Origin of the sequence: Sphingomonas panacis (genome assembly GCF_001717955.1) — a bacterium.
GTDB lineage: Bacteria > Pseudomonadota > Alphaproteobacteria > Sphingomonadales > Sphingomonadaceae > Sphingomonas > Sphingomonas panacis.
In genome coordinates this window covers 1,111,277-1,137,377 of record NZ_CP014168.1, presented here as the reverse complement: position 1 = coordinate 1,137,377, position 26,101 = coordinate 1,111,277, and the positions used below count along the sequence as shown (strand labels likewise).

The following is a 26,101-nucleotide window of genomic DNA, read 5'->3' as shown; positions in this document are numbered from 1 at the left end:
CCGTGGACACGATCTTCGCGGTTTCGAGCGGCGCAGCGCCGGCGGCCATCTCGGTTCTTCGGATCAGCGGGGCGGGGGCGTTCGCGGCGGCTCGAGCTTTGTGCGGCAGGTTGCCCGAGCCGCGTATCGCCAGCCTGCGGGCGCTTCGCGATCCGGTGAGCGGCATGTTGCTCGATCGTGGGCTGGTGCTGGTGTTTCCCGGCCCGAACAGCGCGACCGGCGAGGACATCGTCGAACTGCACGTTCACGGTGGCCGCGCCACGCAGCGCGCGCTCGAAGCCGCACTCGGCGCGATCGAGGGACTGCGACCAGCCGAAGCCGGCGAATTCACCCGGCGCGCGCTTGAACATGGTCGTATCGATCTGACCGAAGCCGAAGGACTGGGGGACCTCCTCTCCGCCGAAACTGAGCATCAGCGTCGTGCCGCGTTGCGCTTGTCGGAAGGCGGGCTTCGCCAGCAGATCGAAGGCTGGAACGATCGCCTCGTCGATGTGGCGGCTTCGATCGAAGCCGCGCTCGATTTCTCTGACGAAGACGATGTGCCCGAAGCCGTGAGTGCGCAGTCCGGCAGCGTACTGGCAGCTTTGTCGGACGAGATCGGCACGCTCGTTGCCGCGCCGTCCGTCGAGCGGCTGCGCGACGGTATCCGCGTGGTGATCGCGGGTCCGCCCAACAGCGGCAAATCGACTCTCATCAACCGGCTCGCCGGGCGCGACGTGGCGATCGTCTCCGCCACGGCCGGCACAACGCGCGACCGGATCGAAGTGCCCGTCACGCGATCAGGAATCGCCTATCTTCTCACCGACACCGCTGGCCTGCGTGACGAGGGGGCCGATGAGATCGAGCGGATCGGCATTGGGCGCGCGATCGACGCGATCGCGGCGAGCGATATCCTGCTCTGGCTCGACGATGCGCCGCCGCCGTATGCGGGGGCAATGTGGCTGCACGCGCGGTGCGATGTCCCGCGCCGGACCTCTTTGCCCCCTGGTCGCGAGCTTGCCATCTCGGCGGCGAGCGGTGAGGGGATCGCCGCCTTGTGGTCCGCGCTGGAGGCGCGCGCCAGTGCGCTGGGCTCAAGCCCGGACGAGATGGCGATCAACGCGCGTCAACGCGGTCTCCTCGCCAGTGCGGAGGAGATCCTGCGAGCGGGATCTGCTGAGCCGGATATTCTTTTGCGGGCAGAGGCGATCCGAAGCGCCCGCGCACTATTCGACAGCATCACCGGCAGGGCGAACGTGGAGGCCGTACTCGACGCGTTGTTCGGGCGGTTCTGCATCGGCAAGTGACTGTTCCACGTGGAACGCTTTGACTTGGCGCTGCAGCGGGCATAGCGAAAACCCATGAACCAGTTCGATGTCATCGTGATCGGCGGCGGCCACGCCGGCACCGAGGCTGCCGCTGCGGCTGCGCGGCGCGGTGCCAGGACTGCGCTGGTCAGTTTCGATCCTAGTAAAATCGGCGCGATGTCGTGTAATCCCGCGATCGGTGGATTGGGCAAGGGTCACCTTGTTCGCGAGGTCGATGCCTTCGATGGCCTGATCGCGCGTGCGACCGACGCAGCCGGAATCCACTACCGGATGCTCAACCGCAGCAAGGGGCTGGCAGTGCAGGGGCCGCGCGTGCAGGCGGACCGCCGTCGCTATGCAGCCGCGATTCAATCCATGCTGGCGAGGCAGGCCAACCTCGCCGTTGTCGCCGGCGAGGCCGCGGCGCTTCGCATGGTGGCGGATCGTGTGGTCGGGATCACGCTGGCGGATGGCCGCGACCTCGCCGCGCCATCCGTGGTGCTGGCAACGGGTACGTTCCTGGGCGGGCGCATCTTCCGGGGCGAGGAACGCGAAAGTGGCGGCCGTGTCGGGGAAGCGGCGGCGAGCATCTTGGCGGAACAGCTTCGCGGCGCCGGCTTGCCGATGGCACGGTTGAAGACCGGCACGCCGCCGCGGCTCGATGGTCGCACGATCGATTGGGCTCGGCTCGACGAGCAGCCGAGCGACACCGATCCCTGGACGATGTCGCCGCTGACACCCGCGCGCACGCTGCCGCAGGTGCATTGCGCGATCACGCGCACCACCGAAGCGACCCATGCGATCATCCGCGCTGGCCTTGACCGGTCGCCTTTGTTCGGCGGCGCGATCGCCGGGGCGGGGCCGCGCTATTGTCCTTCGATCGAAGACAAGATCCACCGCTTCGGCGACCGTGACGGCCACCAGATTTTCCTCGAACCCGAAGGGCTGGACGACCCAATCATTTACCCCAATGGCATTTCGACGTCGTTGCCGGTCGACGTGCAGGAAGCTTTGGTCGCCTCGATTCCAGGTCTGGAACGTACCCGTATTCTCACGCCGGGCTATGCCGTCGAATACGACCATATCGATCCCCGCGCGCTCAACGCGACGCTGGAACTCCGCGCGATCCCGGGTCTATTCTGCTGCGGACAGATCAACGGTACGACCGGTTACGAAGAAGCGGCAGGGCAGGGGCTGGTCGCTGGTCTCAACGCCGCCGCCCATGCGTTGGACATTGCGCCGGTGATCCTCGACCGGGCGAGCAGCTATCTTGGCGTGATGATCGACGATCTCGTCCTGCAAGGCGTCACCGAGCCGTATCGGATGCTGACCGCGCGCGCCGAGTATCGCTTGCGCTTGCGTGCCGACAATGCCGAGACGCGGCTCGGGCCGATCGCAGAGGCTGCGGGATGTCTTGGCGAGGTGCGCCGCGAGCGTCTTAAGCAGCGCTGCGATGCGCGTGCGAGGATCGAGGCGATGCTTGAGCGACCGCTTTCTCCCGCCGAGTTGATCGGTCGCGGCGCACCCGTTTCGACCGGTCCGCATCGCAGGCCGGGGTCCGAATGGCTGCGGCTGGCGGGCGTGACCGTTGCGCAGGTGGCGCCGGATCTGGTCGCGGACGCAGACCCGAGCTTGCTGGCGGAGATCGTCGAGGACGTTCGTTACGCGCCGTACTTACTCCGGCAGGAAGCGGAGATCGCGATGGTGCGGGGCAACGATGCCATCGCGCTCGCGGCCGATCTCGACTTCACGGGGATCCCCGGTCTGTCGGCCGAGATGGTCGAGCGTCTGAGTACAGCTCGGCCATCGACGTTGGGACAAGCAGGACGATTGCGCGGGATCACGCCAGCGGCACTTGCTGCGATCCTGCTTCATGCCCGGCGGCGCGCGGCATGACCGAGAACGAAGCCCGCGACTGGATCGCGACACATTTTGGCGGCGTCGGCATGGCGCGGATGGAGCGGTTCGTTGATCTCGTCGTCGCTGAGTCCGAACAGCAGAACCTCATCGCCCGATCGACCATAGCGGAGATCTGGGCGCGACACGTCGTCGATTCCGCGCAGCTCATTCCGATGGCGGATCGCGCGCCGGGTGCCTGGCTGGATATCGGTAGCGGAGCGGGATTTCCCGGCTTGGTTGTGGCGGCTCTGACCGACAGAACGGTGACGCTTGCCGAACCCCGGAAGCGCCGCGTTGCATTTCTGGAAGCTGCGGCCGACGCGCTTGGCACGAGCGATCGGGTCTCGGTCTTCGCCGGAAAAGCGGAGGCTCTGGCCACCGCTCCGGTGGCGGTTATATCGGCGCGTGCGGTAGCACCGCTTGACGCGCTGTTTGCCGCTGCGACCGATTCAGCGTCGAAAGAAACGCTGTGGTTGCTTCCAAAAGGGCAGTCGGCGCGCGATGAGGTGGCAATCGCCAAGCGTGCATGGCATGGTGCGTTCCACGTGGAACAGAGCCTCACCAACAAGGAATCGCTGATCGTGGTAGCGCGGGGAGTGGCACGTCGATGCAAGTCATAACGGTCGCCAACCAGAAGGGCGGGGTCGGCAAGACCACGACCGCGATCAACCTCGGCACGGCGCTCGCCGCCACGGGTCTGCGCGTGCTGCTGATCGACATCGATCCGCAGGGTAACGCGTCGACGGGGCTCGGCGTCGGCCGCAACGATCGCGAACGCTCGATCTACGACGTTTTGCTCGGCGAGATGCCGCTGGCGAGCGCGGTGATCGGTACATGCGTACCTGGCCTCGATCTCGTGCCGGCGACGGTCGATCTGTCGGGTGCCGAGATCGAACTGGTCGAATATGAGGAGCGCACGCACCGGCTCAGCCGCGCGATCGAGCGGTCGGACCAGCATTGGGATGTCGTGCTGATCGATTGCCCGCCGTCGCTCGGGCTGCTGACGCTCAATGCGATGGTGGCGTCGAACTCGCTGCTGGTGCCGCTGCAATGCGAATTCTTCGCGCTGGAGGGGTTGAGCCAGTTGCTCAACACCGTCGAACGGATTCGCGAACGGTTCAATCCCGGTCTGTCGATCATCGGCGTCGCGCTGACGATGTACGATCGTCGCAACCGACTGACCGAGCAGGTCTCCGCCGACGTCCGCGCCGTGCTCGGCCGCGTGGTGTTCGAGACGGTGATTCCGCGCAACGTCCGGCTTTCGGAGGCGCCGAGTCATGGGCTGCCGGCGCTGATTTACGATTTCCGCTGTTCTGGATCCGAAGCCTATATCGCACTCGCCCGTGAGTTGATTACGCGACTGCCCGATACGTCGCCGGAACGCACCACCAAGGTTGCCGCATGAGTGATGCCACGACCCCGATTGCACGCCCCAAAGGTCGGTCCGGGCTAGGACGCGGCCTCGGCGCGTTGATGGGCGATATCGCGCGTGAGCAGCCGGTGGGCGGCAACGAGCCGGTCTCGCAGGGCGTGCGGATTCTCCCGGTCGGGTCGATCACGCCGCATCCCGGTCAGCCGCGCCGCCACTTCCGCGAGGAAGCGCTCGACGAGCTCGCCGAATCGATCGCGGCGCGTGGTGTGATCCAGCCGATCGTGGTGCGGCCGCACGGCACCGGCTATCAGATCGTTGCCGGGGAGCGCCGCTGGCGCGCCGCGCAGCGCGCGCGGCTGCACGAAGTGCCGGTGATCGTCCGCGATTTCAGCGATACCGAGACGCTCGAAGTCGCACTGATCGAGAACATCCAGCGGCAGGATCTCAACGCGATCGAAGAAGCCGAAGCCTATCAGCGTTTGCTTAGCGACTTCGGCCATACCCAGGAGGCGCTCGGCAAGATCGTCCACAAGTCGCGCAGCCACATCTCCAATCTGTTGCGCCTGCTCGATCTGCCCAAGCCCGTGCAGGATCGTGTCGTCGAAGGCGCGATCAGTATGGGCCATGCGCGTGCGCTGATCGGCGCGCCGGATGTTGAAGCGCTGGCGGATCAGGTGGTCGCCAAGGGCCTCTCTGTTCGCGACACCGAGAAGCTCGCCCGTACCGTCAAGCCCGATGCCGCGCGCGTGCGCGGGCATGGCAGTGGCGAGAAGGACGCCGACCTCAGCGCGCTCGAACACCAGCTTGCCGATCTGCTCGGGCTATCGGTGCGGATTGCCTATGGAGCGAAGGGCGGGGCATTGACGCTCGGCTTCTCGACGCTCGATCAGCTCGACATGCTCTGCCAGCGTTTGAGCGGCGAGCGAATCTGACGCTTAGCGCTGGCGTGCGGCCATGCGCGCCAGCACGATGATGGCGGCGTCTGCGACGACATTGCCGGGGTTCTGCGGTGCCATGATCGCGCGCTCGGCCTCGCGAATCCGTTTGATCGCGTCGTTGATTCGGTTCGAATCCCACAGCCGCAACGCGCGCGACGTGTTGGCACGTTCGCGAAAGAACACGCGTTCGATCACGGCCTTGGGATCGGCGCCGGCGTCGAGCTCGGCGTGCATTTCGGCAAGCCCGACCAAACGGCGCGTGAGCTGACGCAACACCGGGATTGGCGAGACGTTGGCTTCCGCGAGCTGGGCAAGCTCATTGGCGAGCGTGTCAGGGCTGCCATCGAGCGCGGCGTCGATCGCGCGCGACATCTCGCTATCGCCAAGATCCGCCCCCACCGCATCGAGCGCGGCGTCGTCCAACTCGCGCGGCCGCTCGGGCGCAGCATCGAGATACAGCGCGAGCTTCTCCAGCTCGCGAGTCATCACCGCGCGGTCACCACCGCTCGCAGCAGCCAACCGCGCCGCTGTACCGCCGGTGGTTCGAAGGCCTTGTTCGCGGGCGATCGCGGTCGCGAGCCGGTCAGCGTCGCCACCCTCGGGCAAATAGCAGGCGAGGCACATTGCACGCGGATGGCCGAGCGCGAGCTTAACGACCTTGGCGGTTGCCTTGAGCGAGGGCGCGATCACCACGACAGGATTGCCGGTACGCTCCGCGTCGAGCAGCAACGTCAGCGCTTCGAGCGATTCCTCGCCCGCGCCGGAGACGCGGATGTGCCGCGCACCGCCGAACAGCGACAGTGCGGCGGCTTCGTCGGCAAGCAGGCCGGGATTGCTGCGGAGTTGCGCAGGTTCGAGGTCGATCCGTTCGGCCTCCGGGCCAAGCGCTCGGCCGACCCGCGCCGCCAGCTCGCGTGCGCCCGATTCGTCTGGGCCATGAAACAGGTACAAACGGACGTCCGGGCTGGCCGCGTCGATCGCGATGCGGATCTGGTTGGCGTTGGCCTTCACGGTTCGGAAGCTGGCGCGTGTTCCGCATACAGCGCGACGCGCGAGATGATCTGGTTTGCGACGATCTCCGAAAGGTTCTCGAGCGCGGTATTCTCGGCGGCGATCGTCGCATAATCCGAGCTGACCACGTCGATGCCCGCGTCCGATCCCGCCGACGCGTCGAGCACCACCGTGCCATGCGCCAGTTCGACAAGCTGATAGCGCGCCCGCAGAGTCCGCCGCTCGCGCGAGACGCTGTCATCCCTGCGCACGCCGAGGCCAATGATCTTGTCATCGAGCCGGACTTCGAGCCGATAGAGAGGCGTTTCACCTTGCGCGGCGAGCTTGTCGCGCAGCGCATTCCCCATCAGCCAGCCGGCCTTTCCGTCGATCGGCGCGACTTCGACGCGAGTCAGCATCGTCGCGACCGCGCCGCTGCTGCCCCCCGAATAGAGCGGGTGGAGTCCGCAGCCGGGCAAAGCGAGCGCGAGCAGGAGGATGCCGAGCCGCTTCATGCGACGAGATTCACGAGACGATCGGGCACGACGATCACCTTCCTGGGTTCCTTGCCATCGAGGAAGGCGACGACCTTGTCAGATCCGCGCGCCATCGCCTCCAGCGTGGCCTTGTCGGCACCCTTGGCGACGGTCAGCGTATCGCGCAGCTTGCCGTTGACCTGCACCGCGATCGTCACTTCGTCCTCGACGAGCAGTGCGGGATCGACTTCGGGCCAGGCCGCGTCCGCGATCAGGCCTTCGCCACCATCGACCGCCCAGGCTTCCTCAGCCAGATGCGGCGCCATCGGCGCGACCAGCCGCATCAGCGTGCGGACTGCGGCGTTGCGCGAGGCCGAAGGCGCGGCGCGTTCGATCGCGTTGACCAGCTCGTACAGCTTGGCGACGGCCTTGTTGAAGGCGAGCGCCTCGATGTCGGTAGCGATGCCGGCGATCGTCTGGTGCAGCTTGCGGTCGAGCGGAGCGTCGTTGCCCGCGGCATTCGCCGCGTCTGCCAGGCCATCGAACAGCCGCCAGACGCGCTGCACGAAACGCCACGAGCCTTCGATGCCAGCCTCGCTCCATTCGAGATCGCGCTCGGGCGGCGAGTCGGACAGCACGAACCACCGTACCGCATCGGCGCCATATTGATCGACGATCTCGGTCGGGTCGACGGTGTTCTTCTTCGACTTGGACATCTTCTCGACGCGGCCGACGATGACGTCCTCGCCGCTCTCGGTAACGAAGGCGGTGCCGTCGGCGCGGCGCGAGATCGCGGAGGGTTCGAAATAGATCGGCCGCTCATGCTCGTGCGGACGCTGGTAGTAGCTCGCGTGCGTGACCATCCCTTGCGTGAACAGTCCGGCGAACGGCTCGGCGATGTCGAGCATGCCGATGTGCCTGAGCGCCCGCGTCCAGAAGCGCGCGTAGAGCAGGTGGAGGATCGCATGCTCCACCCCGCCGATATATTGCGCGACAGGCAACCATCGCTCGGCCTGAACGCGGTCGAACGGCTTGTCGCCCGGCTGACTGGCGAAGCGGATGAAGTACCAGGACGAATCGACGAACGTGTCGAGTGTATCCGTCTCACGCCGCGCCGCGCCGCCGCAGGTGGGGCAGGGGACATGCTTCCAGGTCGGGTGGCGATCGAGCGGATTGCCGGGAATGTCGAAGCTGACATCCTCAGGCAGTACCACGGGCAATTGGTCGCGCGGGACCGGCACCGCGCCGCAGGCGTCGCAGTGGATGATCGGGATTGGCGTGCCCCAATAGCGCTGGCGGCTGACGCCCCAGTCGCGCAGGCGAAACACGGTCGAGCCGGTGCCCCAGCCGCCGTCCTCGGCGCGCTGGATGACGGCGCGCTTGGCATCCTCGATATCCATGCCGTCGAGGAACTGCGAGTTCACCAGCGTACCGGGGCCGGTGTAGGCCTCGTTGCCCACGAAGGCCGGATCGGTGTCGGTGCCATCCGAGACGACGCGACGGACCGGCAGATCATATTTGCGCGCGAAGTCGAGATCGCGCTGATCATGCGCTGGCACGCCGAACACCGCGCCGGTACCGTATTCCATCAACACGAAATTGGCGATGTAGACGGGCACCTGCCACGCGGGATCGAACGGGTGCCTCGCGGTCAGCCCGGTGAAAAGACCGAGCTTCTCCTGCGTCTCCAGCTCGGCGGCGGTGGTGCCGCCTTGCTTGCAGCGTTCGATAAACGCCGTGACCTCGGGCTTGCCGGCGGCAAGCCTCTGCGCGATCGGATGATCCGCAGCGACCGCGACGAAGCTCGCGCCGAAGATGGTGTCAGGGCGGGTGGTGAACACCTCCACCTTTTCGCCATCGCTGACGTTCCACGTGAAACGTAGCCCCTGGCTTTTGCCGATCCAGTTTTCCTGCATCAGCTTGACCTTGTCCGGCCAGTGTTCGAGTCCATCGAGGCCTTCGAGCAGTTCGTCGGCGAAATCGGTGATCTTGAGGAACCACTGACTCAGCTTGCGCCGCTCGACCAAAGCGCCGGAGCGCCAGCCGCGCCCGTCGATCACCTGCTCGTTGGCGAGCACGGTCATGTCGACCGGGTCCCAATTGACCGACGATTCCTTGCGGTAGACGAGACCGTGCGAGAACAAGTCGAGGAACAAGGCCTGTTCCTGGCCATAATATTCGGGATCGCAGGTCGCGAACTCGCGCGTCCAATCGAGCGCGAAGCCGAGCCGCTTCAACTGCGCCTTCATCGTCGCGATGTTTTCGCGCGTCCAGCCGCCGGGATGGACGTGCTTTTCCATCGCCGCATTCTCGGCGGGCATGCCGAACGCATCCCAGCCCATCGGATGCAGGACTTCATGCCCGGTCATCCGGCGGAACCGTGCCAGCACGTCCCCCATCGTGTAGTTGCGGACGTGCCCCATATGGATCTTCCCCGACGGATAGGGGAACATTTCAAGAACATAGGTGCGCGGCTTCGCCGTCGCATCGTTGGCGGCGAAGGTGCGGCGCTCGTCCCACACCGCCTGCCATGCCGCATCCGACTTCAGGCTGTTGAAGCGAGACATTGTTTGTTTTTACTCCTGCGCGGAATCTCGCGCGCTTAGTTCACCATGGCGGCGCGGCGCAGGTCGCGCGCGCGGGTGAGGATGATGTCTTCGAGCTTTTGCACAGTCGCCGCCTGCACTGGCGAATCGACCCATTGCCCGTTCTGGTTGACCTCGCGAAGCGCCGCGACGCGCAGGCCATCGGCGCGCAGATCCTGATCGAGGATCGTCACCGTCACCTTCATGCGCTCGGTCGGAGCCGCCGGGTTGACGTACCAGTCGGTGACGATGACGCCGCCGTTGGAATCGGTCTGAACCAGCGGCATGAAGCTCAACGTGTCGAGCGTCGCCCGCCAAAGATAGGCGTTGACGCCGATCGTCGTGATCTTGGAGGGGGCGAGCGCCGATTTGGGATGGCTACCCTTATGGGCGCACGCGGCGGACGACAGAAGCAGCGAGACCACGATCGCGGTGCGCAACGGGCGGGACATGGGCGGTTTCCTGAGCGTGGTCATGAAGGAGAGTGTCTCTATAGATTATGCCGGGCCAGCCGCAAGCCGCGCGCCGGCCTCCCGCTGTGTCCCCGCTGCCACATGGCGGATAAATTGAGTCAAGATAGTGGCAGGCCGGAATGGAATCGTGATAGGCGCGTTATAACTGATAAGAACAGCGTGGCGTGGGGCCGCGCTTACAGGGACGACGGGGATTTTTTCGGTGATTTCGATTCGGATGCTGTCTGGGATTGGATTGGGGGTGCTTGTCGCCGCCGGTCTCGTCGCGGCACCCGCGATCGGTGCATCGGATGACGCCAAGGCACGCGTGGCGCGCGGGGCCATGCCGGTGTTCCACGGCATCGGCGGGTTCACCCCCGCTTCGGCCGATCCCCGGCTCGCGGCGATCTTCGCGCGCGGCGGGCTCGATCCTTCCGGCTTCCGCTTTACCCCTGCCGATTCGCGCCGCTCCGGCAGCCGCGCGGTAACGGTTGCGGTGCAGGCGCGCTCGGTGCGTGGCGCGGTGACGGCGGATCGCGCTGGCGATGGCGCGGTCAACACTGTGGCGCTGGCGCCGATCGCGTATAATCTCGGCGTCGCGGTCGGCTGGCGTCGGTTCGCCTTGTCGGGCGATATGGCCAAGGTCGATCTCGCCGGGATGCCGGGTAGCCGCGAATCGGCCGATGTCGGCGTGAGCTATTCGGGCAAGCGCTTCAGCGGGCAGGTCAAGGCGGGCGCCGATCGGCCGTTGCCGGGCGGGCCGAAGCTGGTCGAGGAAGCGCCGGTCTATTCGGTCGATGTCGGTGGGTCGTACCGCCTGACGCGCAATCTCGATGTGACGGCGGGCGTGCGCTACAAGGCTGAGCGGAGCGACCGCCTCACCGATCTGAGCGTCGATCGCCACGACAGCCAGGCTGTCTATATCGGCACCGCTTTCCGCTTCTGAGCGGCGCCTTTTTCGAAAACTCTAAGTATTTAAACCGCTTTCGCCACGCGAATAGCGCGTAGCGGCCCATTTCTTTCTCTGTGCGCCTCCGCGCTTCCGCATGCAAAATCTGTTCACGCGGAGGCGCGGAGGCGCGGAGAGGAAGTCCATGCATCGATCGCGGCCCAGCCGTGAAAGCCGAGTGCGCGCACTCGCTTGAACCGGCGTGCGTCCATACCGCCGAGTGCGATCAGGGGCACGCCGAGTCCACGTCCGATCGCCGCAGCGCGCAATAGTCCCAGCGCGGTCGCGCCGGGGTGCGACCGTGTCGCGAAAACGGGTGAAACGAAGATCGCCGTCGCGCCTGAGCGCCAGGCGATCACCGCTTCGCGGCGGTCGTGCGCCGATCGCGTCGAGAGACCCGAAGCGCGGCGATTGTGGACGCCATCCTCACGACGCGCCAACCGTACGCTGCCAGCGCGCAGCAGCACCAGCCCGCGCCGCCGCGCGATCCGCGCCAGCTGCGCGAACAGCGCACGGCGTTCGGGCAGCGGCGTGGCATAATGGCGGAACACGATACCCGCCCCGCGCGGCAGGCGCGCGACCGCATCCCACAGGCCGTCGCCGAGCCGTTCGTCGGTCATCAGCCAGAGCGTCGGGACTGGGTGGCGGGTCCGCATTTCGCAGCCTATAGCGCCGTCGATGCCTTCCGACGATCCCGCCCAAGCCCTTGCCGCCATCCGCGCGGCGATCGATCACAGCGCCCGCCTCGCGCGCCGCGAACCCGGCGATGTCACGCTGATCGCGGTTTCCAAGACTCACGCTGCCGAAGCGATCGAACCGCTGCTCGCCGCCGGCCAGCGCGTGTTCGGCGAGAATCGCGTGCAGGAAGCCGAGGCGAAATGGCCGGACCTGCGCGCGCGCTGGCCCGGCGTGACGCTTCACCTCGTCGGCCAGCTCCAGTCGAACAAGGCCGAGGAGGCTGTCGCTTTGTTTGACGCGATCCATTCGGTCGACCGGCCCTCGCTCATCAGCGCACTCGCCAAGGCGATGGACCGGCAGGGCAAGCGGCCTGATTGCTTCCTTCAGGTCAATATCGGTGATGAGCCGCAAAAGGGCGGCTGCGCGGTCGCCGATCTGCCCGCGTTGCTCGCTGCGGCGCGCGCGGCCGATCTGCCGGTCGCCGGGTTGATGGCGGTGCCGCCCGCCGCGGTCGAACCCGCGCCCTATTTCGCGCTGCTCGCCAAGCTCGCCCGGGACCATGATGTACCCGGACTGAGCATGGGCATGTCGGCCGATTTCGAGACCGCCGTCACACTCGGCGCGACGCATGTCCGTGTCGGCAGCGCGCTGTTCGGAGCGCGTGGATGACATTCGACGGTCTGATCTTCGATTTCGATGGCGTGCTGATCGAGAGCGAGGCGCTCGGCAACGCGCATCTCGCTGACTATCTGAACGGCATCGGCCATCCGGTTTCGCGCGAGGAGGCGATGGCGCGCTTCATGGGGTTGTCGGGCAGGAGCTTCGTCGACGCGATCGAAAGCCACATCGGCCAGCCGCTCGGCGAGGATTTCCACGCCGCGCGCCGCATCGAGGATGCGCGTGTGATGGCCGCCGGCATCGATGCGGTGGCCGGTGCGGTCGCCTTCGTCCGGTCGCTGCCGGACGATCTCCCCAAGGCGATCGCATCGTCGAGTTCGACCACGTGGATCGCGCGGCATCTCGACCACATCGGCTTGCGCGACGCGTTCGGCGATCACCTCTATTCGGGCAAGGAGCATGTCACACGCGGCAAGCCGGCACCCGATCTTTACCTCCACGCCGCCGAGGCGATCGGCGTCGACATCAGGCGCACCGCGATTCTCGAGGATTCGATCGTCGGTGCGACCGGCGCGGTCGCTTCGGGCGCGTTCGTGATCGGTTTCTGTGGTGGCAGCCACTGTTCGCCCGACCATGCCGAGCGGCTGCGCGCGCTCGGCGTCCGGGCGATCGCGTCGGACTTTGCCGAGGTCGCCCGCCTCCTCGCCTGACCCCACGCGGCGACTCGCCATTTCGCTTCCGTTTGCGGGCGCGAATCCCTATATGCTCGCTATGACGACACCCACTCCCGCAGCTTCCGGCCAGCCATCCAATCCCAACGAATATGGCGCCGATTCGATCAAGGTGCTCAAGGGCCTCGACGCCGTTCGCAAGCGCCCCGGCATGTATATTGGCGACACCGACGATGGCTCGGGCCTGCACCATATGGTGTTCGAAGTGTCCGACAACGCGATCGACGAAGCGCTCGCCGGGCATTGCGACCGGATCGACATCACGCTCAACGGCGACGGCTCGGTTTCGGTCGAGGATAATGGTCGTGGCATCCCGACCGGCATCCATACCGAGGAAGGCGTGTCTGCGGCCGAGGTCATCATGACCCAGCTCCATGCCGGCGGGAAGTTCGAGAACACCTCGGACGACAACGCCTATAAGGTGTCGGGCGGTCTGCACGGCGTCGGCGTGTCGGTGGTCAATGCGCTGTCCGAATGGCTCGATCTGACGATCTGGCGCGACGGGCAGGAGCATTACATGCGCTTCGCGTTCGGCGATGCGGTCGCCCCGCTCAAGGTCGTCGGCGATGCCAATGGCAAGAAGGGCACCAAGGTCACCTTCTTCCCGTCGCCCGCCACCTTTAAGATCACCGAGTTCGATTTCGACAAGCTCGAACACCGTTACCGCGAACTGGCCTTCCTCAACTCCGGCGTGCGGCTGTTCCTGAGCGATGCGCGGCATGAGGACGTCAAGACCGTCGAACTGTTCTACGAAGGCGGCATCGCTGCGTTCGTGAAATATCTCGATCGCAACAAGCAGCCGCTGATGCCCGATCCGGTCGCGATCTCGGGCACGCGCGACGATGTGACGATCGACGTCGCGCTCGAGTGGAACGACAGCTATTACGAGAACGTCCTCTGCTTCACCAACAACATCCCGCAGCGTGACGGCGGCACGCATCTCGCCGCGTTCCGCGCGGCGCTGACGCGCACGCTCAACAATTATGCCGAGAAGTCCGGCATGTTGAAGAAGGAGAAGGTGACTCTCACCGGCGACGACATGCGCGAGGGGTTGACCGCGATCGTCTCGGTCAAGCTGCCCGACCCCAAATTCTCGTCGCAGACCAAGGACAAATTGGTCTCGTCCGAGGTTCGTCAGCCGCTCGAATCGCTGATGGCCGACAAGCTCGTCGAGTGGCTTGAGGAAAATCCCGCGCACGGCAAGGCGATCGTCGCCAAGATCATCGACGCCGCCGCGGCGCGCGAAGCCGCCAAGAAGGCGCGCGAGCTGACCCGGCGTAAGGGCGTGATGGACATCGCCTCGCTGCCCGGCAAGCTCGCCGATTGCCAGGAACGTGACCCCGCCAAGTCCGAACTGTTCCTGGTCGAGGGCGATTCGGCGGGCGGATCGGCCAAGCAGGGCCGCGACCGGCATTTCCAGGCGATCCTGCCGCTTCGGGGCAAGATCCTCAATGTCGAGCGCGCGCGCTTCGACCGGATGATCTCCAGCCGCGAGATCGGTACGCTCATTCAGGCGATGGGCACCGGCATCCTCGACGAGTTCAACCTCGACAAGCTGCGCTACCACAAGATCGTCATCATGACCGACGCCGACGTCGATGGCGCCCACATCCGCACGCTGCTGCTGACGTTCTTCTACCGGCACATGTCGAAGATCATCGAGGCGGGGCATCTCTACATCGCACAGCCGCCGCTCTACAAAGCGACGCGCGGGCGATCGGAAGTGTATCTCAAGGACGATCCCGCGCTCGACGAATATCTGGTCGAGAACGGCGTCGCCTCGACGGTGCTCGAAGGTGCCGCCGGTGGTACGCGCTCGGGCGCCGATCTGCGCAGCCTGGTCGATCATGCGCGGCGGATGCGCACGCTGATGCGCTACGTGCCGCGCCGCTACGACGCGACCATCGTCGAGGCGCTCGCGCTGGTCGGCGCGCTCGATCCGGCGCTCGATGTCCCGACGCGCGCCGCGCGAGTCGAGGATGTCGTCGCCGCGCTCGACGCCGGTGATCCGGAGGCGCGCTGGTCGGCCGAAGTCAGCGAAGAGGGCGGCATCCACTTCAAGCGCTGGTGGCGTGGCGTGACCGATCACCACATCCTCGAGGCGGCATTTCTCGTGTCCGCCGAAGCGCGCAAGCTGCACGCTCTGGCGAGTGAACACGCGGAAGATTACGCCCGTACCGCGCGGCTGGTGCCCTCGCGCGCGGCGGTGGCGGCGGCCGAGGCCGAGCCGGCGCCCGAAACCGATGCGGACCCCGACGCGGAAGCGGCGCCGATCGCGATCGGCAAGGGCGAGTCGATGGTCGCACGCCCCTCGCAACTGCTCGAAGCGATTCTCGCGGCGGGCCGCAAGGGCTTGGCGATCCAGCGCTACAAGGGCCTCGGCGAGATGAACCCCGAGCAATTGTGGGAAACCACGCTCGACCCGCAGAACCGCTCGATGCTTCGCGTCGAGGTCGAACAGGTCGATGTCGCCGACGAGATCTTCACGCGATTGATGGGCGACGTGGTCGAGCCGCGCCGCGAGTTCATCCAGGAGAATGCGCTCAATGTCGCCAATCTCGACGTCTGAGGACTACGGACTCGATCTCACCCCGTTCGCCCTGAACTTGTCGAAGGGCGTGTCCCGAGGGCAACGCTTGGCGCACGTGCTTCGACAAGCTCAGCACGAACGGCGTGGCGGGGGCGGTGGATTTCCGCGAGGTGGTCATTGCAGAGTCGCGCATCGGCAGTAAGGTGCGGGCCAATCCAGGAGAGGATCAGCCGATGCGTTACCTTGCTCTCGCCGCCGTCGCCGCGCTCGTCGTTCCGGGCGCGATCCTCGCCGCACCGGCGGTAACGCCCGCGATCGAGAAGGCGCTCGCCGATCCCGCGCGGGCCGACCAGCAGGGCGACGACGCGCGCCGCAAGCCTGCGGAAGTGCTCGCCTTCGCCGGCGTCAAGCCGGGGCAGCAGGTCGTCGATCTGTTGCCGGGCGGCGGCTATTGGACGCGCATCTTCACCGGCATCGTCGGGCCGAGCGGCCATGTCTATGCGCTCTGGCCCAACGCGTCCGCAGCCTATGGCGCCAAGGGTGTCGCGGCGCTTCAGGCCCGCAGCCTCGCCAATGTGACGGCGGCGGTCGATCCTGCGATCATCACCGTGCCGAAGCCGGTCGATCTCGTCTGGACGGTCGAGAATTACCACGACATCGCCAACAAGGGCGGCGGTGAATCGGCGCTGAGCGCGTTCAACGCGGCGGTGTTTAAGGCGCTCAAGCCCGGCGGCACCTATGTCGTGATCGACCATGCCGCGCCTGCCGGCTCGGGCCTTGCCGATACCGAGACGCTGCACCGGATCGACCCCGCCATCGTCAAGCGGCAGGTGATCAACGCCGGCTTCATCTTCGTCGGCGAATCCAAGGCGCTCGCCAACCCGGCCGACGATCACACGCTCAAGGTGTTCGATCCCGCGATCCGTGGCCATACCGACCAGTTCGTCTACAAATTCCGGCGGCGCTGAGCAAACGCCCCCGGGGGCCGCGCCGATTGCAAGCCGGCGCGCGCGTACCTATTGTCGGATCGGAGGTCAGCATGCGCGTCAACACCAGCCAGTCGATCAAGACCGCCAATACGGTCCACACCCGCTTCGGAAGCTGGAGGGCGGCAAAGGAATCGTCGAGCTTCAAGGACGGAAAATATGTCCTTCGAAGTGTGTCCACGCGCGGCGATCAGGGCGCGACTGAGACGAAGTGAGCTTCAGCTACACGCTGTTCCTGGCGCTGCTTCTGCTTGCGCCGGGCCTGGCGGTATGGGCGGGCTTGCGCGCCGGTGAGCGGTCCGAACTGATCTCGCAGGCGCCGGAAAAGCCCGGATCGACCTTCTCGCTGCTCGTGATCGTGTTCGGCGCGCTGGCCGGGCACATCATCCTCTCCGGGCTGTTCGCGCTGCAAGCGAGTGCGTGCCGGCTCACCGGGCAGTGCGCTCTGTTGAGCTTCGATCCCAATGTCTACCGCGTCATCCTCACCAACGGGCGCTCGGCGGGCGTTCCGTCGGACTGGGCGTTCCTGTGCTGGTTCGTGTCGCTGCTCACGCCCGCGCTGATCGTCGGCGCCGCCGCCTATCTGGCCAGCGGGTGGAAGATCGTGCGCGACATGCGCGAAGCCGCGACCTTCGGGTGGCTCAAACGCTGGGTCGATCTCGCCCGCCCGTCGAACAGCTTCATCATCGCCTATGTCGTCACCACGCTCGAACATGATGGCGCGAACGTCGCCTATGAGGGCATCGTCGAGAACATCGCGCTCGACGACAACAAGGCGATCACCATGCTGGTACTGAGCAGTTGCGACCGCTTCCTCGTCCGCATCACCAGCGAACGCGTCGAGCGGATCGATTCGGACCACGCCCCGATTCCGCTGATCCAGCTCGAGGCGAAGCATTTCGTGAACGTAGCGCTCGAAGTGTTCGAAGATCTCGAAACGCCGCCGGCTGAGGAAGACTCACACCCCTGATCCGATCGATTGGGCCGCCCGTGATGAACAAATCGGCTCCCAAGCGTTCTGTACGCAACCGTCCGCGGACGGGCTGCATATCGGGAGTGTATCATGAAAAACATCATCGGGTTCGCCATGCTCGCCATCGTCGCGACCGCGCCGGCCGTGGCGCAGCGGGACAATCATCGCAGCGACCGCAAGCACCACAGCCGCACCTATCGCCAGGATTGCAAGCGCAGCAGCGGCACCACGGGCACGATCGCGGGCGGCGCTGGCGGTGCGCTCGCCGGTAACGCGCTCGGCGGCGGCACGCTCGGCACCGTCGCTGGCGGTGTTGGCGGCGCGTTGCTCGGGCGTCACCTCGACAAGAAGCATGACGCCGCGCAGAATCGCCGCAACGGCTGCTGATCTGCGTTCGGGGTCGCCGCGCCCGCGTGGCGGCCCCTGAACGAGTTGCCATTCTGTTCCCAGCCGCTATTCCTGTAGCGTGCTGCCGCATCCCGCCCTTCACGCCAGCCACGGCGGCATCTGGATCGCCGATGCCGATGGTACGCGGCCGATCGGGCGCGGCGAGGCGATCCGCATCGCGGCGGACACGCCAGTCATCCTGCTCAACGCGCCGCTGGTGGCGCAGCGGCTCGGCTATGCCGAACTGTCGGGGCTCGATGTGCTCGAACTGTTCGCGTGCCTGTTCCCGGCGCGCTTCATGGTGCCCACGCCCAAGGGTCTCGCCCGCGTGGCCGGCATCGATGCGCCCGCCAACGACGCGGATGTGGCTGCATTCCTGCGCCGCGCCGCCTCGGCCCTGCTAGACGTCACCGACGGCGACTGGCCCGAGCGTGAAGGTGCGTGGAGCGCGACGCAGAATCTCGGCCGGTTGCGCTGGCCGTGGGCGCCGATCCTCGGCGCGCGGCTGCACCGGCCGACCACCGCCGAACGCTGGCTGTTCACCAAATTGCCGGAATGGTCGGAAGCAGCGCCACGCCCGGCGCCGCGCACGATCAGCCTCGGCGCCGAGGAGACCACCGCGCGGCTGGCGAGCCTGACCGGTTCCGGTGCCGAGGAACGCCCCGGCCAGCGCGCCTTCGCGCAAGCCGCGACCGAGGCGTTCGCACCGCGCATGGTCCGCGACGCGCCCAATCTCGTGTTAGCCGAAGCTGGCACCGGGATCGGCAAGACGCTGGGATATCTCGCGCCCGCCTCGCTGTGGGCGGAAAAAGCCGGCGGCGCAGTGTGGGTCTCGACCTATACCAAGGCGCTGCAACGCCAGCTCGCGCAGGAAACCGCGCGGCTGTTCCCCGATCCGGCGGAGCGCCGACACAAGGTCGTGACGCGCAAGGGCCGCGAGAACTACCTGTGTCTGCTCAACCTCGAAGATGCGCTGCAAGGCGGGTTCGCGGGCCGCGCGGCGGTGCTGGCGCAGCTCGTCGCGCGCTGGGCGGCGTATAGCGCCGATGGCGACATGGTCGGCGGCGACCTGCCCGGCTGGCTGACCACCTTGTTCCGCCGCGCCGGCCACACCGCGCTGACCGACCGGCGCGGCGAGTGCGTCTATGCCGGCTGCCCGCACTACCGGAAGTGCTTCATCGAACGCGCCGCGCGCGCCAGCGTCGAGGCCGATATCGTCATCGCCAATCACGCTTTGGTAATGGTCAACGCGGTGCGCGGGCGCGAGCTGACGACGCGACCGACGCGCTACGTGTTCGACGAAGGCCATCATCTCTTTGACGCCGCCGACATGATGTTCTCGACCGCGCTGACGGGCCAGGAGACGATCGAGCTGCGCCGCTGGCTGCTCGGCCCGGAATCGGGCGGGCGCGGGCGACGGCGGGGGCTGGCGGCGCGGCTGTCCGACGTGGCGAGCTATGACGAGGCGGGTGCGCTCGCCATCGCCGATGCGGTCAAGGCGGCGGGGGCGCTCGCCGCCGATGGCTGGCTGCAACGGCTGGCGGAGGGCGCGCCGTTCGGGCCGATCGAGCATCTGCTCGCCGCCGTGCGCGGGCTGACCTATGCGCGGGCCGAGACCGACGGCGATGCCGGATACGGGCTGGAGACCGAACTGGTCGAGCCCGACGCGGCTCTGGTCGAGGCAGCCGGGCAGGCGGCGCACGCGCTCGATGCGTTGGTGCGGCCGCTGGTCGCGCTCGGGCGGCGGCTGGAGGCCGTGCTGGCCGACGCGCCCGACTGGATGGATGCGCCAGCCCGCGCCCGAATCGAAGGTGCCATCGCTTCGCTCGGCTGGCGCGCGGAGACGGTGGCATCGTGGTTGGCATTGCTCGCGCGCGTCGGCGGGCCGGCGGCGGAGCAGTTCGTCGACTGGCTGATCGTCAACCGGATCGAGGGCCGCGATTACGATATCGGCCTGCTGCGCCACTGGCTCGATCCGAGCAAGCCTTTCGCCGAGATCGTGCTGCGCCCGGCACACGGCGCGCTCGTCACCTCAGCAACCTTGCGCGGCGGCGGGGCCGATCCCGACGAAGGCTGGACCGTCGCCGAGGCACGCAGCGGCGCGCAGCATCTGATCCGCCCCGGCGCGCGTTTCTCGGCGGCGAGTCCGTTCGATTACGCCAATCACGCGCAGGTGCTGATCGTCACCGACGTGAAACGCGGCGATCTCGGCGCGCTCGCCAACGCGTATGCGCGGCTCGCGCTGGCGAGCGGGGGCGGGATGCTCGGGCTGTTCACCGCGATCCGGCGGCTGCGCGCGGTCCACGCCCGCATCGCCGATCGGCTCGCGCGCGAGGGCCTGCCGCTCTACGCGCAGCATGTCGATCCGATCGACACCGGCACGCTGGTCGATATCTTCCGCGACGATCTTTCCGCCTCGCTGCTCGGCACCGATGCATTGCGCGACGGGGTAGATGTGCCCGGCCGATCGCTGCGGCTGGTCGCGATGGAGGGTGTTCCCTGGCCCAAGCCGAGCGTGCTCCATGCCGCGCGACGGCTCGCGGGCGGCGGATCGGCCTATGACGACCGAATCGTGCGCGCGCGGCTGGCGCAGGCCTTCGGGCGGCTGATCCGCCGCGCCGACGATCGCGGCATGTTCGTCTTGCTCTCCTCGGCGATGCCGTCGCGGCTGCTGTCGGCGTTTCCGCCCGGCGTGCCGGTGGCACGCGTGACGCTGGACGAGGCGATCGAGCGCGCGCGGCGTCTTCCTTCCGTCATCGAATCGGGGCAAGAGGTGATCGACGCCTGACGGAGACGGCCATTTGAAATCGCTTACCCTCCTCCGCCACGCCAAATCGGGCTGGGACGATCCGGTCGCGCGCGATTTCGACAGGCCGCTCAACGGCAAGGGCAAGCGCGCGGCCGCGATGATGGGCCGGCATATGCGCGCGCTCGGCCTGTCGTTCGACCATGTCGTCGCCTCCCCCGCGGTGCGCGTGATGGAAACGCTCGACGAGATCGAGCGCGGCTACGGCAAGGCGCTCAACACGGCCTGGGACCGGCGGCTGTACCTCGCCTCGGCCGAGACGTTGCTCGATGTCGTGCAGGAGTTGCCCGACAGCACCGGTGACGTGCTGCTGGTCGGCCACAATCCGGGCCTTGAGGATCTGGTCCTGATGCTGGTGCCCGAAGCCATGGATGGCCTGCGCGGTGCGATCGAGCAGAAATACCCGACCGCGAGCGTGGCGCGGATGGCGTTCGACGTGGCCGGCTGGCGCGGTGTGGGCGCGGGCGGCGCGGTGCTCGAACGCTTCGTACGCCCGCGCGATCTCGATCCGACGCTCGGGCCGGATCAGGATTGAGCGCTCGACGACGGAGTGACCCTTTCAACCGTTCGTGCTGAGCCTGTCGAAGCACGTGTTCCGAACACGCCCTTCGACACGCTCAGGACGAACGGAGTGGTTGGTCAGCGCTTTTTGTAATCTTACGAAGACTTGTTCTTGAGCAGATCGCCAAGCCCGGCCAGCCCGCCCAGCGGTTTCACCTCATCCTCGCTGAGCACGCCTGCGGCACGCAGCGCTGCGGCGGCGTTGGCGCTGCGCGGGAAGGGATCGAGCGCGAGCGCCATCGTCTCCGCCGCCGCCTCGCCGAGATCGACCGCGCCGCCTTCATAGGGAATCGTGTCGAGCGCGTGTTCGTCGAGTTCGATCTCCGCATCCCCGCCTGCGTCCGCCCCCGCATCCCCGCTCTCCACGAACCGCAATGCCACGGGTTCGTCGATCGTCACCGGGATCGGCTCGTCGGTGACGGTACAGGCCTGCACGACATCGGCGCCGACTCGCCCGCGCACCACGATCCCCGCCGCCTCGCGCCGAACCGTCAGAGTCGCCTCGAGCCGATCGACCGACAGCAGCCCGAAGCGTGCGGCGAGTGCGACACGCTCGATGGGCTCGGCGGCGATCGTCACGCCGCGCTCGCCCGCGCCGATCGTGTCTATTCGCTCGGGGCGGGAGAATTCAGGGGCAGTCATGGCAGGTCTCCGGCGATGATCGCGGCAGTGGGCGCCACGGCAAGCGCGTCGCGCAACGCGTACAGCCGCGCCGCGACATGGCGCAAGGCCGGTTCGGCCGGCGCCTCGCCGCGGTAGAGGTTGCGGATCAGCGCGGCATCGAGGCTCCCCGCCGTCAGCGCGTCGCGATAGGCACCGATCCGGCCGCCAAGCATGCTCATCATCTTGCCGATATGCTTGCCGACGATGATATCGCCGATGCCGATCTGGCGAAGCTGCCCGTCCATGTCATCGACGAACCGCTCGGTCACGCGCGCCACCGTCTCGGCGCCTTGGGGATCGCCCTCCAGCCGAAGCAACACGAAGGTGAGGACGCCCGCGATCATGTCGAAGCGCCCGTCGATCGTGTCGGGCACGCTGCCCTCCAGATACCAATGCGGTTCGCGCCCGCGCGCGACGACAGCGGTGTAGAGCGGCAGCGCTTCGGTATCGCGCGTGCCCAGCATTCGACCGATCCAGCTCAAGCGCATCGACTCCCGAAAGGGCGGCCCTTGTTTGGCCATCAAGCTCGGCATATTGAGGCGATCGCGGTACGATGCAATGCGCGGTTTTCGCGTGGGCGGCGGCCTTGTGACATGGCCGGGTGCCGGGGAGATTGTGATGACGTTGTTTTCGGCCCGTTCGCTTCTGGGGCCTGCCCTGATCCTCGCCGGCGTCGCCGCCGGCGGCTGCACGCCGCTGCGCTCGCATCAGGGCTATGTGATCGATGCCGATCTCGTCAACTCGGTGCAGCCGGGGGTCGATACCCGCCAGTCTGTGCTCCAGGTGCTCGGCAAGCCGACGCTGACCAGCCAGTTCAACCAGGGCGACTGGTATTATGTGTCGCGTGACGCGCGCAATTTCGCGTACAACAACCCCCACGTGAAGTCGCAGACCACGCTGCGGATCAGCTTCGACGGCAAGGGCACCGTCACCGGCATCCACCGGACTGGCATCGAACAGACCGCCTCGATCTCGCCGATGCAGAAGACTACCCCGACGCTCGGGCGCAAGAGCAGCTTCTTCTCGGAACTGTTCGGCAATATCGGCACGGTCGGCGCGGTCGGCGGTGGCGGCGGCCAACAGGGCGGCGGTCGCAACACGCCCTGATCGCCGCGGCGATGCTCTGCCTTTCTGGTTGATGAAGGCGGCATTCGCACGCCATTCAGCGTGATGGGTCCAGAACGACCGGGTGATCGCGGCGCAAGCCTGCGATCGCCACGTCAGGAAAGGAACAGCATCATGCGCTCATTCATCATCACCGCGCTCATGGCGGCGACCGTGCTGCCGGTGGCGGCACAGGCGCAATCCGCCGGCGAGATCCGGCACGACCGCCGCGAGATCCGGGAACAGCGCCGCGACCTCGATCGCGCCTATCGCAGCGGCGATCCGAACCGCATCCGCGCGGAACACCGCGACCTGCGCGAAGCGCGGCAGGAATATCGCGAGGATGTCGCCGACCGCAACCGCCGCTTCGGGCGTGACGACTGGCGCGGCTGGCGCGATCGCAACGCGCGGCTCTATGCGGCCGGCGATTGGCGTGCGCCGTTCCGCTACAACGTGTTCCGTCCGGGTGTGCGGATCGCGCCGAGTTATTACGGCACGCGCTATGTCGTCGTCGATCCGTGGCGCTACCACCTGCCGCCAGTCCGTTTCGGCCAGAGCTGGGTGCGGCATTACAACGACGTGGTGCTGGTCGATACGCGGCGCGGTTACGTCGTCGACGTGATCCGCGGCTTCTACCGGTAAACTTTCCCCGGTCGGCCGCGCACAGGGTGGGGGAGGTGCGCGGCCGGTGCCGGGTCAAAGCTACTAGGCACTAGTCCCGAAAGGGGGGAAAGGGACTGTGGTGCTGAACGCCGCCCACCCGAAATGGTTCACGGCCTTTTTGCCTCAGCGCACCGTAAACAGCACCTGATCGACGACCCGACCCGCAACATCGACGAGCCGAAGCCGGTGCTGCCCCGGCGGCGCCAGAATTTGCGGTTGTGCGGTCGCCGAGCCGAGATCGCGGCGGTCGAGCAGCAGCCGGTGAGTCGCCGCCGACCCTGAAACCGTCACCGCCAGCCGCTGCCGATCGGGCGGGATATCGGGATCGATCGCATAGACCGCACCCGATACCGGATTGGTGATGCGCGGCCGGCGCGCTGCATCCGGCGCGAAGGTGATCAGCGTCTGCGCGGTGCCCGCGAGGAAATATTCGCTACGCGGCTGTTCGACATTGCTGGCAAAACGGACGTTTGCGCGCTCGATCCCGGTCGGGCGCGGCGGTGGGCCGCTGTCTTGCCCGCCACCCAACGCCATCATCACATCGCGCCAAACCGGCGCGGCGCCGCTCACGCCCGAGACGGCGCGCATCGAATCGCCTTCGAGATTGCCCACCCAGACCGCGACCGTGTAGCGGCGCGTGAAGCCGATGCACCAATTGTCGCGCATCGCCTTGGACGTGCCGGTCTTCACCGCCGCCCAGAACGGCAGCCGCAGCGCCGAATCGAGCCCGAACGTGGCGGCGCGCGCGTTGGGATCGGCGATCATGTCGGCGACGATCCACGCGGCTTGCGGGCTGGTGACCGCGCGCGGTGTTTCCCGTGGATCATCGTTGGTCAGTCGTGCCGGCGACCAGCGCCCGCCTTGCGACAGGCTGCGATACGCGTTGGCCTGTTCGAGCAACGTCACCTCGGCCGAGCCGAGCGCGAGCGAATAGCCGTAATAATCGCCATCCTCGACCAGCCCGCGATAGCCGCTGTCCCACAGCCGGTCGCGAAACGCATCGACCCCGACCAGCAGCAACGTCCGCACCGCGGGCACGTTGAGCGACCCCGCCAGCGCCGAGCGTGCCGACACCGGCCCCTTGAAGCCGCGATCATAATTCTGCGGCACGTAGAGGCCAGAAGCGGTGTCGAGCTGGACCGGCGAATCGTCGAGGATCGAGGCGGGGGTGAGATAGCCCTTCTCGATCGCCTCGGCGTAGAGGAACGGCTTGAGCGTCGATCCCGCCTGGCGATAGGCGTTCGCGCCATCGACCGAAGGCGCGGTCGAGGCGCCACCGATCCCGCCGACATAGGCGAGCACATCGCCGCTGGCATTGTCGAGCACCACCACCGCGCCGTCACGCGCGCGCGCGCCGCCGAGGCCCTGCAACTGGCGCCGCAACGCCTGGATCGCGATTGCCTGGATCTGTTTGTCGAGCGTGGTGGTGATGCGCAGGCCGGGCTTTGTCAGCAGCCGGTCGGAGAGGTGCGGCGCAAGGCCGGGATCGAGCGCGAGGCTGCGCGCCGGCCCGAGCATCGCCACCGCCTCGCCCTCGAACCGGCTGCAATCGCGCTCGCGAGCCATCGCGCAGGCGCGGCGCGCGATGATGGTCGCGCCCGCTTGCGGCTCGGGCAGCAGCGCGGCGAGCAGCAACGCATCGTCGCGGGCGAGCGCATCGGGGGTCTTGCCGAACAGCCCGAGCGCGGCCGCGCCGATTCCCTGCGCCTCGCCACGGAAGCCGGCGAGGTTGAGATAGGCTTCGAGGATCTGGTCCTTGCTCCAGCCGCGTTCGATCGCCCAGGCGGCGCGCATCTGGCGAAGCTTGTCCCACACATGCCGCCGCCCCGGCGCGGCGAGATCGGGCGCGAGGAAGCCGGCGAGCTGCATCGACAGCGTCGATCCACCCCGCCCGCGCTCCCCCTGCGCCTTGTCGCGCGCGATGCCGAGCAACGCCAGCCAATCGACCCCGCCATGCCCGTAGAAGCGCTGATCCTCGGCAGCGACGATCGTGTCGCGTGCGACGGGCGAGACGTGGGCAAGGGGCGTCCACGCGAGACGGCGCGCCTTGAAGTCGACTCGCGCGGAGTCGATCAGCGTGCCGTTGCGGTCATAGAGCCAGGCCTCGGACGGGTGCCACTGGCTGCGCACCTCGCGGTAAACGGGGAGCGGCGGCGGGAAGGTCGCATAATCGATCGCGGCGAAGACCAGCACCGCCAGACCCAGCGCGGCGACGGTTATGCCACCTTTTGTCCACAGGCTTTTCCACACGGCTGCACCGCACAGGCGCAGACGTGCGTCCAGTTGGGAAAGCCGCTGTAACAGGGCGCTGCAGTCAATCACGCGACGGTCCGTAACTGCACCCTGGCGTTTGCCGGGGAAGAGGAAAATATCCTCCGTTCGTGCTGAGCGAAGTCGAAGCACGTGCCCCAAACGCTGGCGCGTGTGGCACGCCCTTCGACACGCTCAGGGCGA

Annotated in this window: 25 protein-coding genes; 17 read left to right on the top strand and 8 right to left on the bottom strand. The window is 67.1% G+C overall.

The window, feature by feature from the left end; genetic code table 11:
- Positions 1 to 2 precede the first annotated feature (2 nt).
- Genes mnmE through J0A91_RS05030 form a run of 5 tightly spaced genes read left to right on the top strand, consistent with a single transcriptional unit; the run spans position 3 to position 5,489 of the window.
- A complete protein-coding gene (gene mnmE / locus J0A91_RS05050; protein ID WP_069203988.1) occupies positions 3 to 1,286 on the top strand; it encodes a tRNA uridine-5-carboxymethylaminomethyl(34) synthesis GTPase MnmE in 1,284 nt (427 codons plus the stop codon).
- A gap of 54 nt (positions 1,287 to 1,340) precedes the next feature.
- Positions 1,341 to 3,182, top strand: a complete 1,842-nt coding sequence (gene mnmG / locus J0A91_RS05045; RefSeq protein ID WP_069203987.1) for a tRNA uridine-5-carboxymethylaminomethyl(34) synthesis enzyme MnmG — start codon at positions 1,341 to 1,343, stop codon at positions 3,180 to 3,182.
- Positions 3,179 to 3,805, top strand: coding sequence for a 16S rRNA (guanine(527)-N(7))-methyltransferase RsmG (gene rsmG / locus J0A91_RS05040; RefSeq protein ID WP_069203986.1), 627 nt, complete (start codon positions 3,179 to 3,181; stop codon positions 3,803 to 3,805). Before mnmG ends, rsmG begins: the two co-directional genes overlap by 4 nt.
- Entirely contained in the window at positions 3,793 to 4,590 is a 798-nt protein-coding gene (locus tag J0A91_RS05035; RefSeq protein WP_069203985.1) for a ParA family protein, read from the top strand. The genes rsmG and J0A91_RS05035 overlap by 13 nt, the downstream gene beginning before the upstream one ends.
- Entirely contained in the window at positions 4,587 to 5,489 is a 903-nt protein-coding gene (locus J0A91_RS05030) for a ParB/RepB/Spo0J family partition protein (protein WP_069203984.1), read from the top strand. Before J0A91_RS05035 ends, J0A91_RS05030 begins: the two co-directional genes overlap by 4 nt.
- 3 nt (positions 5,490 to 5,492) lie before the next feature.
- Here the strand turns inward: J0A91_RS05030 and holA are convergent, their stop codons facing one another.
- The 4 genes from holA to J0A91_RS05010 are packed head-to-tail and all read right to left on the bottom strand — an operon-like array spanning position 5,493 to position 9,998.
- Entirely contained in the window at positions 5,493 to 6,506 is a 1,014-nt protein-coding gene (holA, locus tag J0A91_RS05025) for a DNA polymerase III subunit delta (protein ID WP_069203983.1), read from the bottom strand.
- The gene (gene lptE, locus J0A91_RS05020) at positions 6,503 to 7,000 is read right to left on the bottom strand and encodes an LPS assembly lipoprotein LptE (RefSeq protein ID WP_069203982.1); all 498 of its coding nucleotides are present in this window, start codon (positions 6,998 to 7,000) and stop codon (positions 6,503 to 6,505) included. Before lptE ends, holA begins: the two co-directional genes overlap by 4 nt.
- Positions 6,997 to 9,528, bottom strand: coding sequence for a leucine--tRNA ligase (leuS, locus tag J0A91_RS05015; RefSeq protein WP_069203981.1), 2,532 nt, complete (start codon positions 9,526 to 9,528; stop codon positions 6,997 to 6,999). The genes lptE and leuS overlap by 4 nt, the downstream gene beginning before the upstream one ends.
- Before the next feature lie 35 nt (positions 9,529 to 9,563).
- The gene (locus J0A91_RS05010; RefSeq protein WP_069203980.1) at positions 9,564 to 9,998 is read right to left on the bottom strand and encodes a DUF3576 domain-containing protein; all 435 of its coding nucleotides are present in this window, start codon (positions 9,996 to 9,998) and stop codon (positions 9,564 to 9,566) included.
- 262 nt (positions 9,999 to 10,260) lie between these two features.
- On the opposite strand from J0A91_RS05010, the gene J0A91_RS05005 reads away from it, so the two are divergent.
- Complete coding sequence (locus J0A91_RS05005) at positions 10,261 to 10,944, top strand: hypothetical protein (protein WP_338056964.1); 684 nt, start codon at positions 10,261 to 10,263, stop codon at positions 10,942 to 10,944.
- Between the two features lie 113 nt (positions 10,945 to 11,057).
- On the opposite strand, the gene J0A91_RS05000 is transcribed toward J0A91_RS05005, so the two are convergent.
- Positions 11,058 to 11,603 (bottom strand): thiamine phosphate synthase, encoded by a 546-nt coding sequence (locus J0A91_RS05000; protein WP_069203979.1) that lies wholly within the window; start codon positions 11,601 to 11,603, stop codon positions 11,058 to 11,060.
- Positions 11,604 to 11,625: 22 nt separating this feature from the next.
- On the opposite strand from J0A91_RS05000, the gene J0A91_RS04995 reads away from it, so the two are divergent.
- The 9 genes from J0A91_RS04995 to J0A91_RS04955 all read left to right on the top strand — a co-directional run bounded on the left by J0A91_RS04995 (position 11,626) and on the right by J0A91_RS04955 (position 21,191).
- Positions 11,626 to 12,294: a YggS family pyridoxal phosphate-dependent enzyme gene (locus tag J0A91_RS04995; RefSeq protein WP_069203978.1), complete on the top strand. Its 669-nt coding sequence runs from the start codon at positions 11,626 to 11,628 to the stop codon at positions 12,292 to 12,294.
- The gene (locus tag J0A91_RS04990; RefSeq protein ID WP_069203977.1) at positions 12,291 to 12,953 is read left to right on the top strand and encodes an HAD family hydrolase; all 663 of its coding nucleotides are present in this window, start codon (positions 12,291 to 12,293) and stop codon (positions 12,951 to 12,953) included. Before J0A91_RS04995 ends, J0A91_RS04990 begins: the two co-directional genes overlap by 4 nt.
- Positions 12,954 to 13,014: 61 nt before the next feature.
- Positions 13,015 to 15,543: a DNA topoisomerase (ATP-hydrolyzing) subunit B gene (gene gyrB / locus J0A91_RS04985; protein WP_150126831.1), complete on the top strand. Its 2,529-nt coding sequence runs from the start codon at positions 13,015 to 13,017 to the stop codon at positions 15,541 to 15,543.
- 194 nt (positions 15,544 to 15,737) lie between these two features.
- Positions 15,738 to 16,472 carry a class I SAM-dependent methyltransferase gene (locus J0A91_RS04980; RefSeq protein WP_069207052.1) on the top strand — a complete coding sequence of 245 codons (735 nt, stop codon included), beginning with the start codon at positions 15,738 to 15,740 and terminating at the stop codon, positions 16,470 to 16,472.
- Between the two features lie 71 nt (positions 16,473 to 16,543).
- The gene (locus J0A91_RS04975) at positions 16,544 to 16,705 is read left to right on the top strand and encodes a hypothetical protein (RefSeq protein WP_169833091.1); all 162 of its coding nucleotides are present in this window, start codon (positions 16,544 to 16,546) and stop codon (positions 16,703 to 16,705) included.
- Positions 16,702 to 17,460 (top strand): hypothetical protein, encoded by a 759-nt coding sequence (locus J0A91_RS04970; protein ID WP_069203975.1) that lies wholly within the window; start codon positions 16,702 to 16,704, stop codon positions 17,458 to 17,460. Before J0A91_RS04975 ends, J0A91_RS04970 begins: the two co-directional genes overlap by 4 nt.
- Positions 17,461 to 17,553: 93 nt before the next feature.
- Positions 17,554 to 17,850: a glycine zipper 2TM domain-containing protein gene (locus J0A91_RS24805; RefSeq protein ID WP_069203974.1), complete on the top strand. Its 297-nt coding sequence runs from the start codon at positions 17,554 to 17,556 to the stop codon at positions 17,848 to 17,850.
- A 79-nt stretch (positions 17,851 to 17,929) separates the two neighbouring features.
- Positions 17,930 to 20,638 (top strand): ATP-dependent DNA helicase, encoded by a 2,709-nt coding sequence (locus J0A91_RS04960; RefSeq protein ID WP_069203973.1) that lies wholly within the window; start codon positions 17,930 to 17,932, stop codon positions 20,636 to 20,638.
- A 13-nt stretch (positions 20,639 to 20,651) separates the two neighbouring features.
- Positions 20,652 to 21,191 carry a SixA phosphatase family protein gene (locus tag J0A91_RS04955; RefSeq protein WP_069203972.1) on the top strand — a complete coding sequence of 180 codons (540 nt, stop codon included), beginning with the start codon at positions 20,652 to 20,654 and terminating at the stop codon, positions 21,189 to 21,191.
- Positions 21,192 to 21,313: 122 nt separating this feature from the next.
- Here the strand turns inward: J0A91_RS04955 and J0A91_RS04950 are convergent, their stop codons facing one another.
- Both J0A91_RS04950 and J0A91_RS04945 read right to left on the bottom strand, forming a co-directional pair.
- Positions 21,314 to 21,859 (bottom strand): YceD family protein, encoded by a 546-nt coding sequence (locus J0A91_RS04950; protein ID WP_069203971.1) that lies wholly within the window; start codon positions 21,857 to 21,859, stop codon positions 21,314 to 21,316.
- On the bottom strand, positions 21,856 to 22,344 hold the full coding sequence (locus tag J0A91_RS04945) for a ubiquinol-cytochrome C chaperone family protein (protein WP_083224904.1): 489 nt from the start codon (positions 22,342 to 22,344) through the stop codon (positions 21,856 to 21,858). The genes J0A91_RS04950 and J0A91_RS04945 overlap by 4 nt, the downstream gene beginning before the upstream one ends.
- Before the next feature lie 154 nt (positions 22,345 to 22,498).
- On the opposite strand from J0A91_RS04945, the gene J0A91_RS04940 reads away from it, so the two are divergent.
- Together J0A91_RS04940 and J0A91_RS04935 are read left to right on the top strand one after the other, a co-directional pair.
- The gene (locus tag J0A91_RS04940) at positions 22,499 to 22,987 is read left to right on the top strand and encodes an outer membrane protein assembly factor BamE (protein ID WP_069207050.1); all 489 of its coding nucleotides are present in this window, start codon (positions 22,499 to 22,501) and stop codon (positions 22,985 to 22,987) included.
- Between the two features lie 132 nt (positions 22,988 to 23,119).
- Positions 23,120 to 23,626: an RcnB family protein gene (locus tag J0A91_RS04935; protein ID WP_069203970.1), complete on the top strand. Its 507-nt coding sequence runs from the start codon at positions 23,120 to 23,122 to the stop codon at positions 23,624 to 23,626.
- A gap of 144 nt (positions 23,627 to 23,770) precedes the next feature.
- On the opposite strand, the gene pbpC is transcribed toward J0A91_RS04935, so the two are convergent.
- Positions 23,771 to 25,867: a penicillin-binding protein 1C gene (gene pbpC / locus J0A91_RS04930; RefSeq protein WP_083224903.1), complete on the bottom strand. Its 2,097-nt coding sequence runs from the start codon at positions 25,865 to 25,867 to the stop codon at positions 23,771 to 23,773.
- Between the last annotated feature and the right edge of the window lie 234 nt (positions 25,868 to 26,101).

Coding starts and splice junctions, on each gene's coding strand:
- mnmG (WP_069203987.1), top strand. CDS start 1,341: ATGAACCAGTTCGATGTCATCGTGATCGGCGGCGGCCACGCCGGCACC.
- rsmG (WP_069203986.1), top strand. CDS start 3,179: ATGACCGAGAACGAAGCCCGCGACTGGATCGCGACACATTTTGGCGGC.
- J0A91_RS05035 (WP_069203985.1), top strand. CDS start 3,793: ATGCAAGTCATAACGGTCGCCAACCAGAAGGGCGGGGTCGGCAAGACC.
- J0A91_RS05030 (WP_069203984.1), top strand. CDS start 4,587: ATGAGTGATGCCACGACCCCGATTGCACGCCCCAAAGGTCGGTCCGGG.
- lptE (WP_069203982.1), bottom strand. CDS start 7,000: ATGAAGCGGCTCGGCATCCTCCTGCTCGCGCTCGCTTTGCCCGGCTGC.
- leuS (WP_069203981.1), bottom strand. CDS start 9,528: ATGTCTCGCTTCAACAGCCTGAAGTCGGATGCGGCATGGCAGGCGGTG.
- J0A91_RS05010 (WP_069203980.1), bottom strand. CDS start 9,998: ATGTCCCGCCCGTTGCGCACCGCGATCGTGGTCTCGCTGCTTCTGTCG.
- J0A91_RS05000 (WP_069203979.1), bottom strand. CDS start 11,603: ATGCGGACCCGCCACCCAGTCCCGACGCTCTGGCTGATGACCGACGAA.
- J0A91_RS04995 (WP_069203978.1), top strand. CDS start 11,626: ATGCCTTCCGACGATCCCGCCCAAGCCCTTGCCGCCATCCGCGCGGCG.
- J0A91_RS04990 (WP_069203977.1), top strand. CDS start 12,291: ATGACATTCGACGGTCTGATCTTCGATTTCGATGGCGTGCTGATCGAG.
- gyrB (WP_150126831.1), top strand. CDS start 13,015: ATGACGACACCCACTCCCGCAGCTTCCGGCCAGCCATCCAATCCCAAC.
- J0A91_RS04980 (WP_069207052.1), top strand. CDS start 15,738: ATGCGTTACCTTGCTCTCGCCGCCGTCGCCGCGCTCGTCGTTCCGGGC.
- J0A91_RS04975 (WP_169833091.1), top strand. CDS start 16,544: ATGCGCGTCAACACCAGCCAGTCGATCAAGACCGCCAATACGGTCCAC.
- J0A91_RS24805 (WP_069203974.1), top strand. CDS start 17,554: ATGAAAAACATCATCGGGTTCGCCATGCTCGCCATCGTCGCGACCGCG.
- J0A91_RS04950 (WP_069203971.1), bottom strand. CDS start 21,859: ATGACTGCCCCTGAATTCTCCCGCCCCGAGCGAATAGACACGATCGGC.
- J0A91_RS04945 (WP_083224904.1), bottom strand. CDS start 22,344: ATGCTGGGCACGCGCGATACCGAAGCGCTGCCGCTCTACACCGCTGTC.
- J0A91_RS04940 (WP_069207050.1), top strand. CDS start 22,499: ATGACGTTGTTTTCGGCCCGTTCGCTTCTGGGGCCTGCCCTGATCCTC.
- J0A91_RS04935 (WP_069203970.1), top strand. CDS start 23,120: ATGCGCTCATTCATCATCACCGCGCTCATGGCGGCGACCGTGCTGCCG.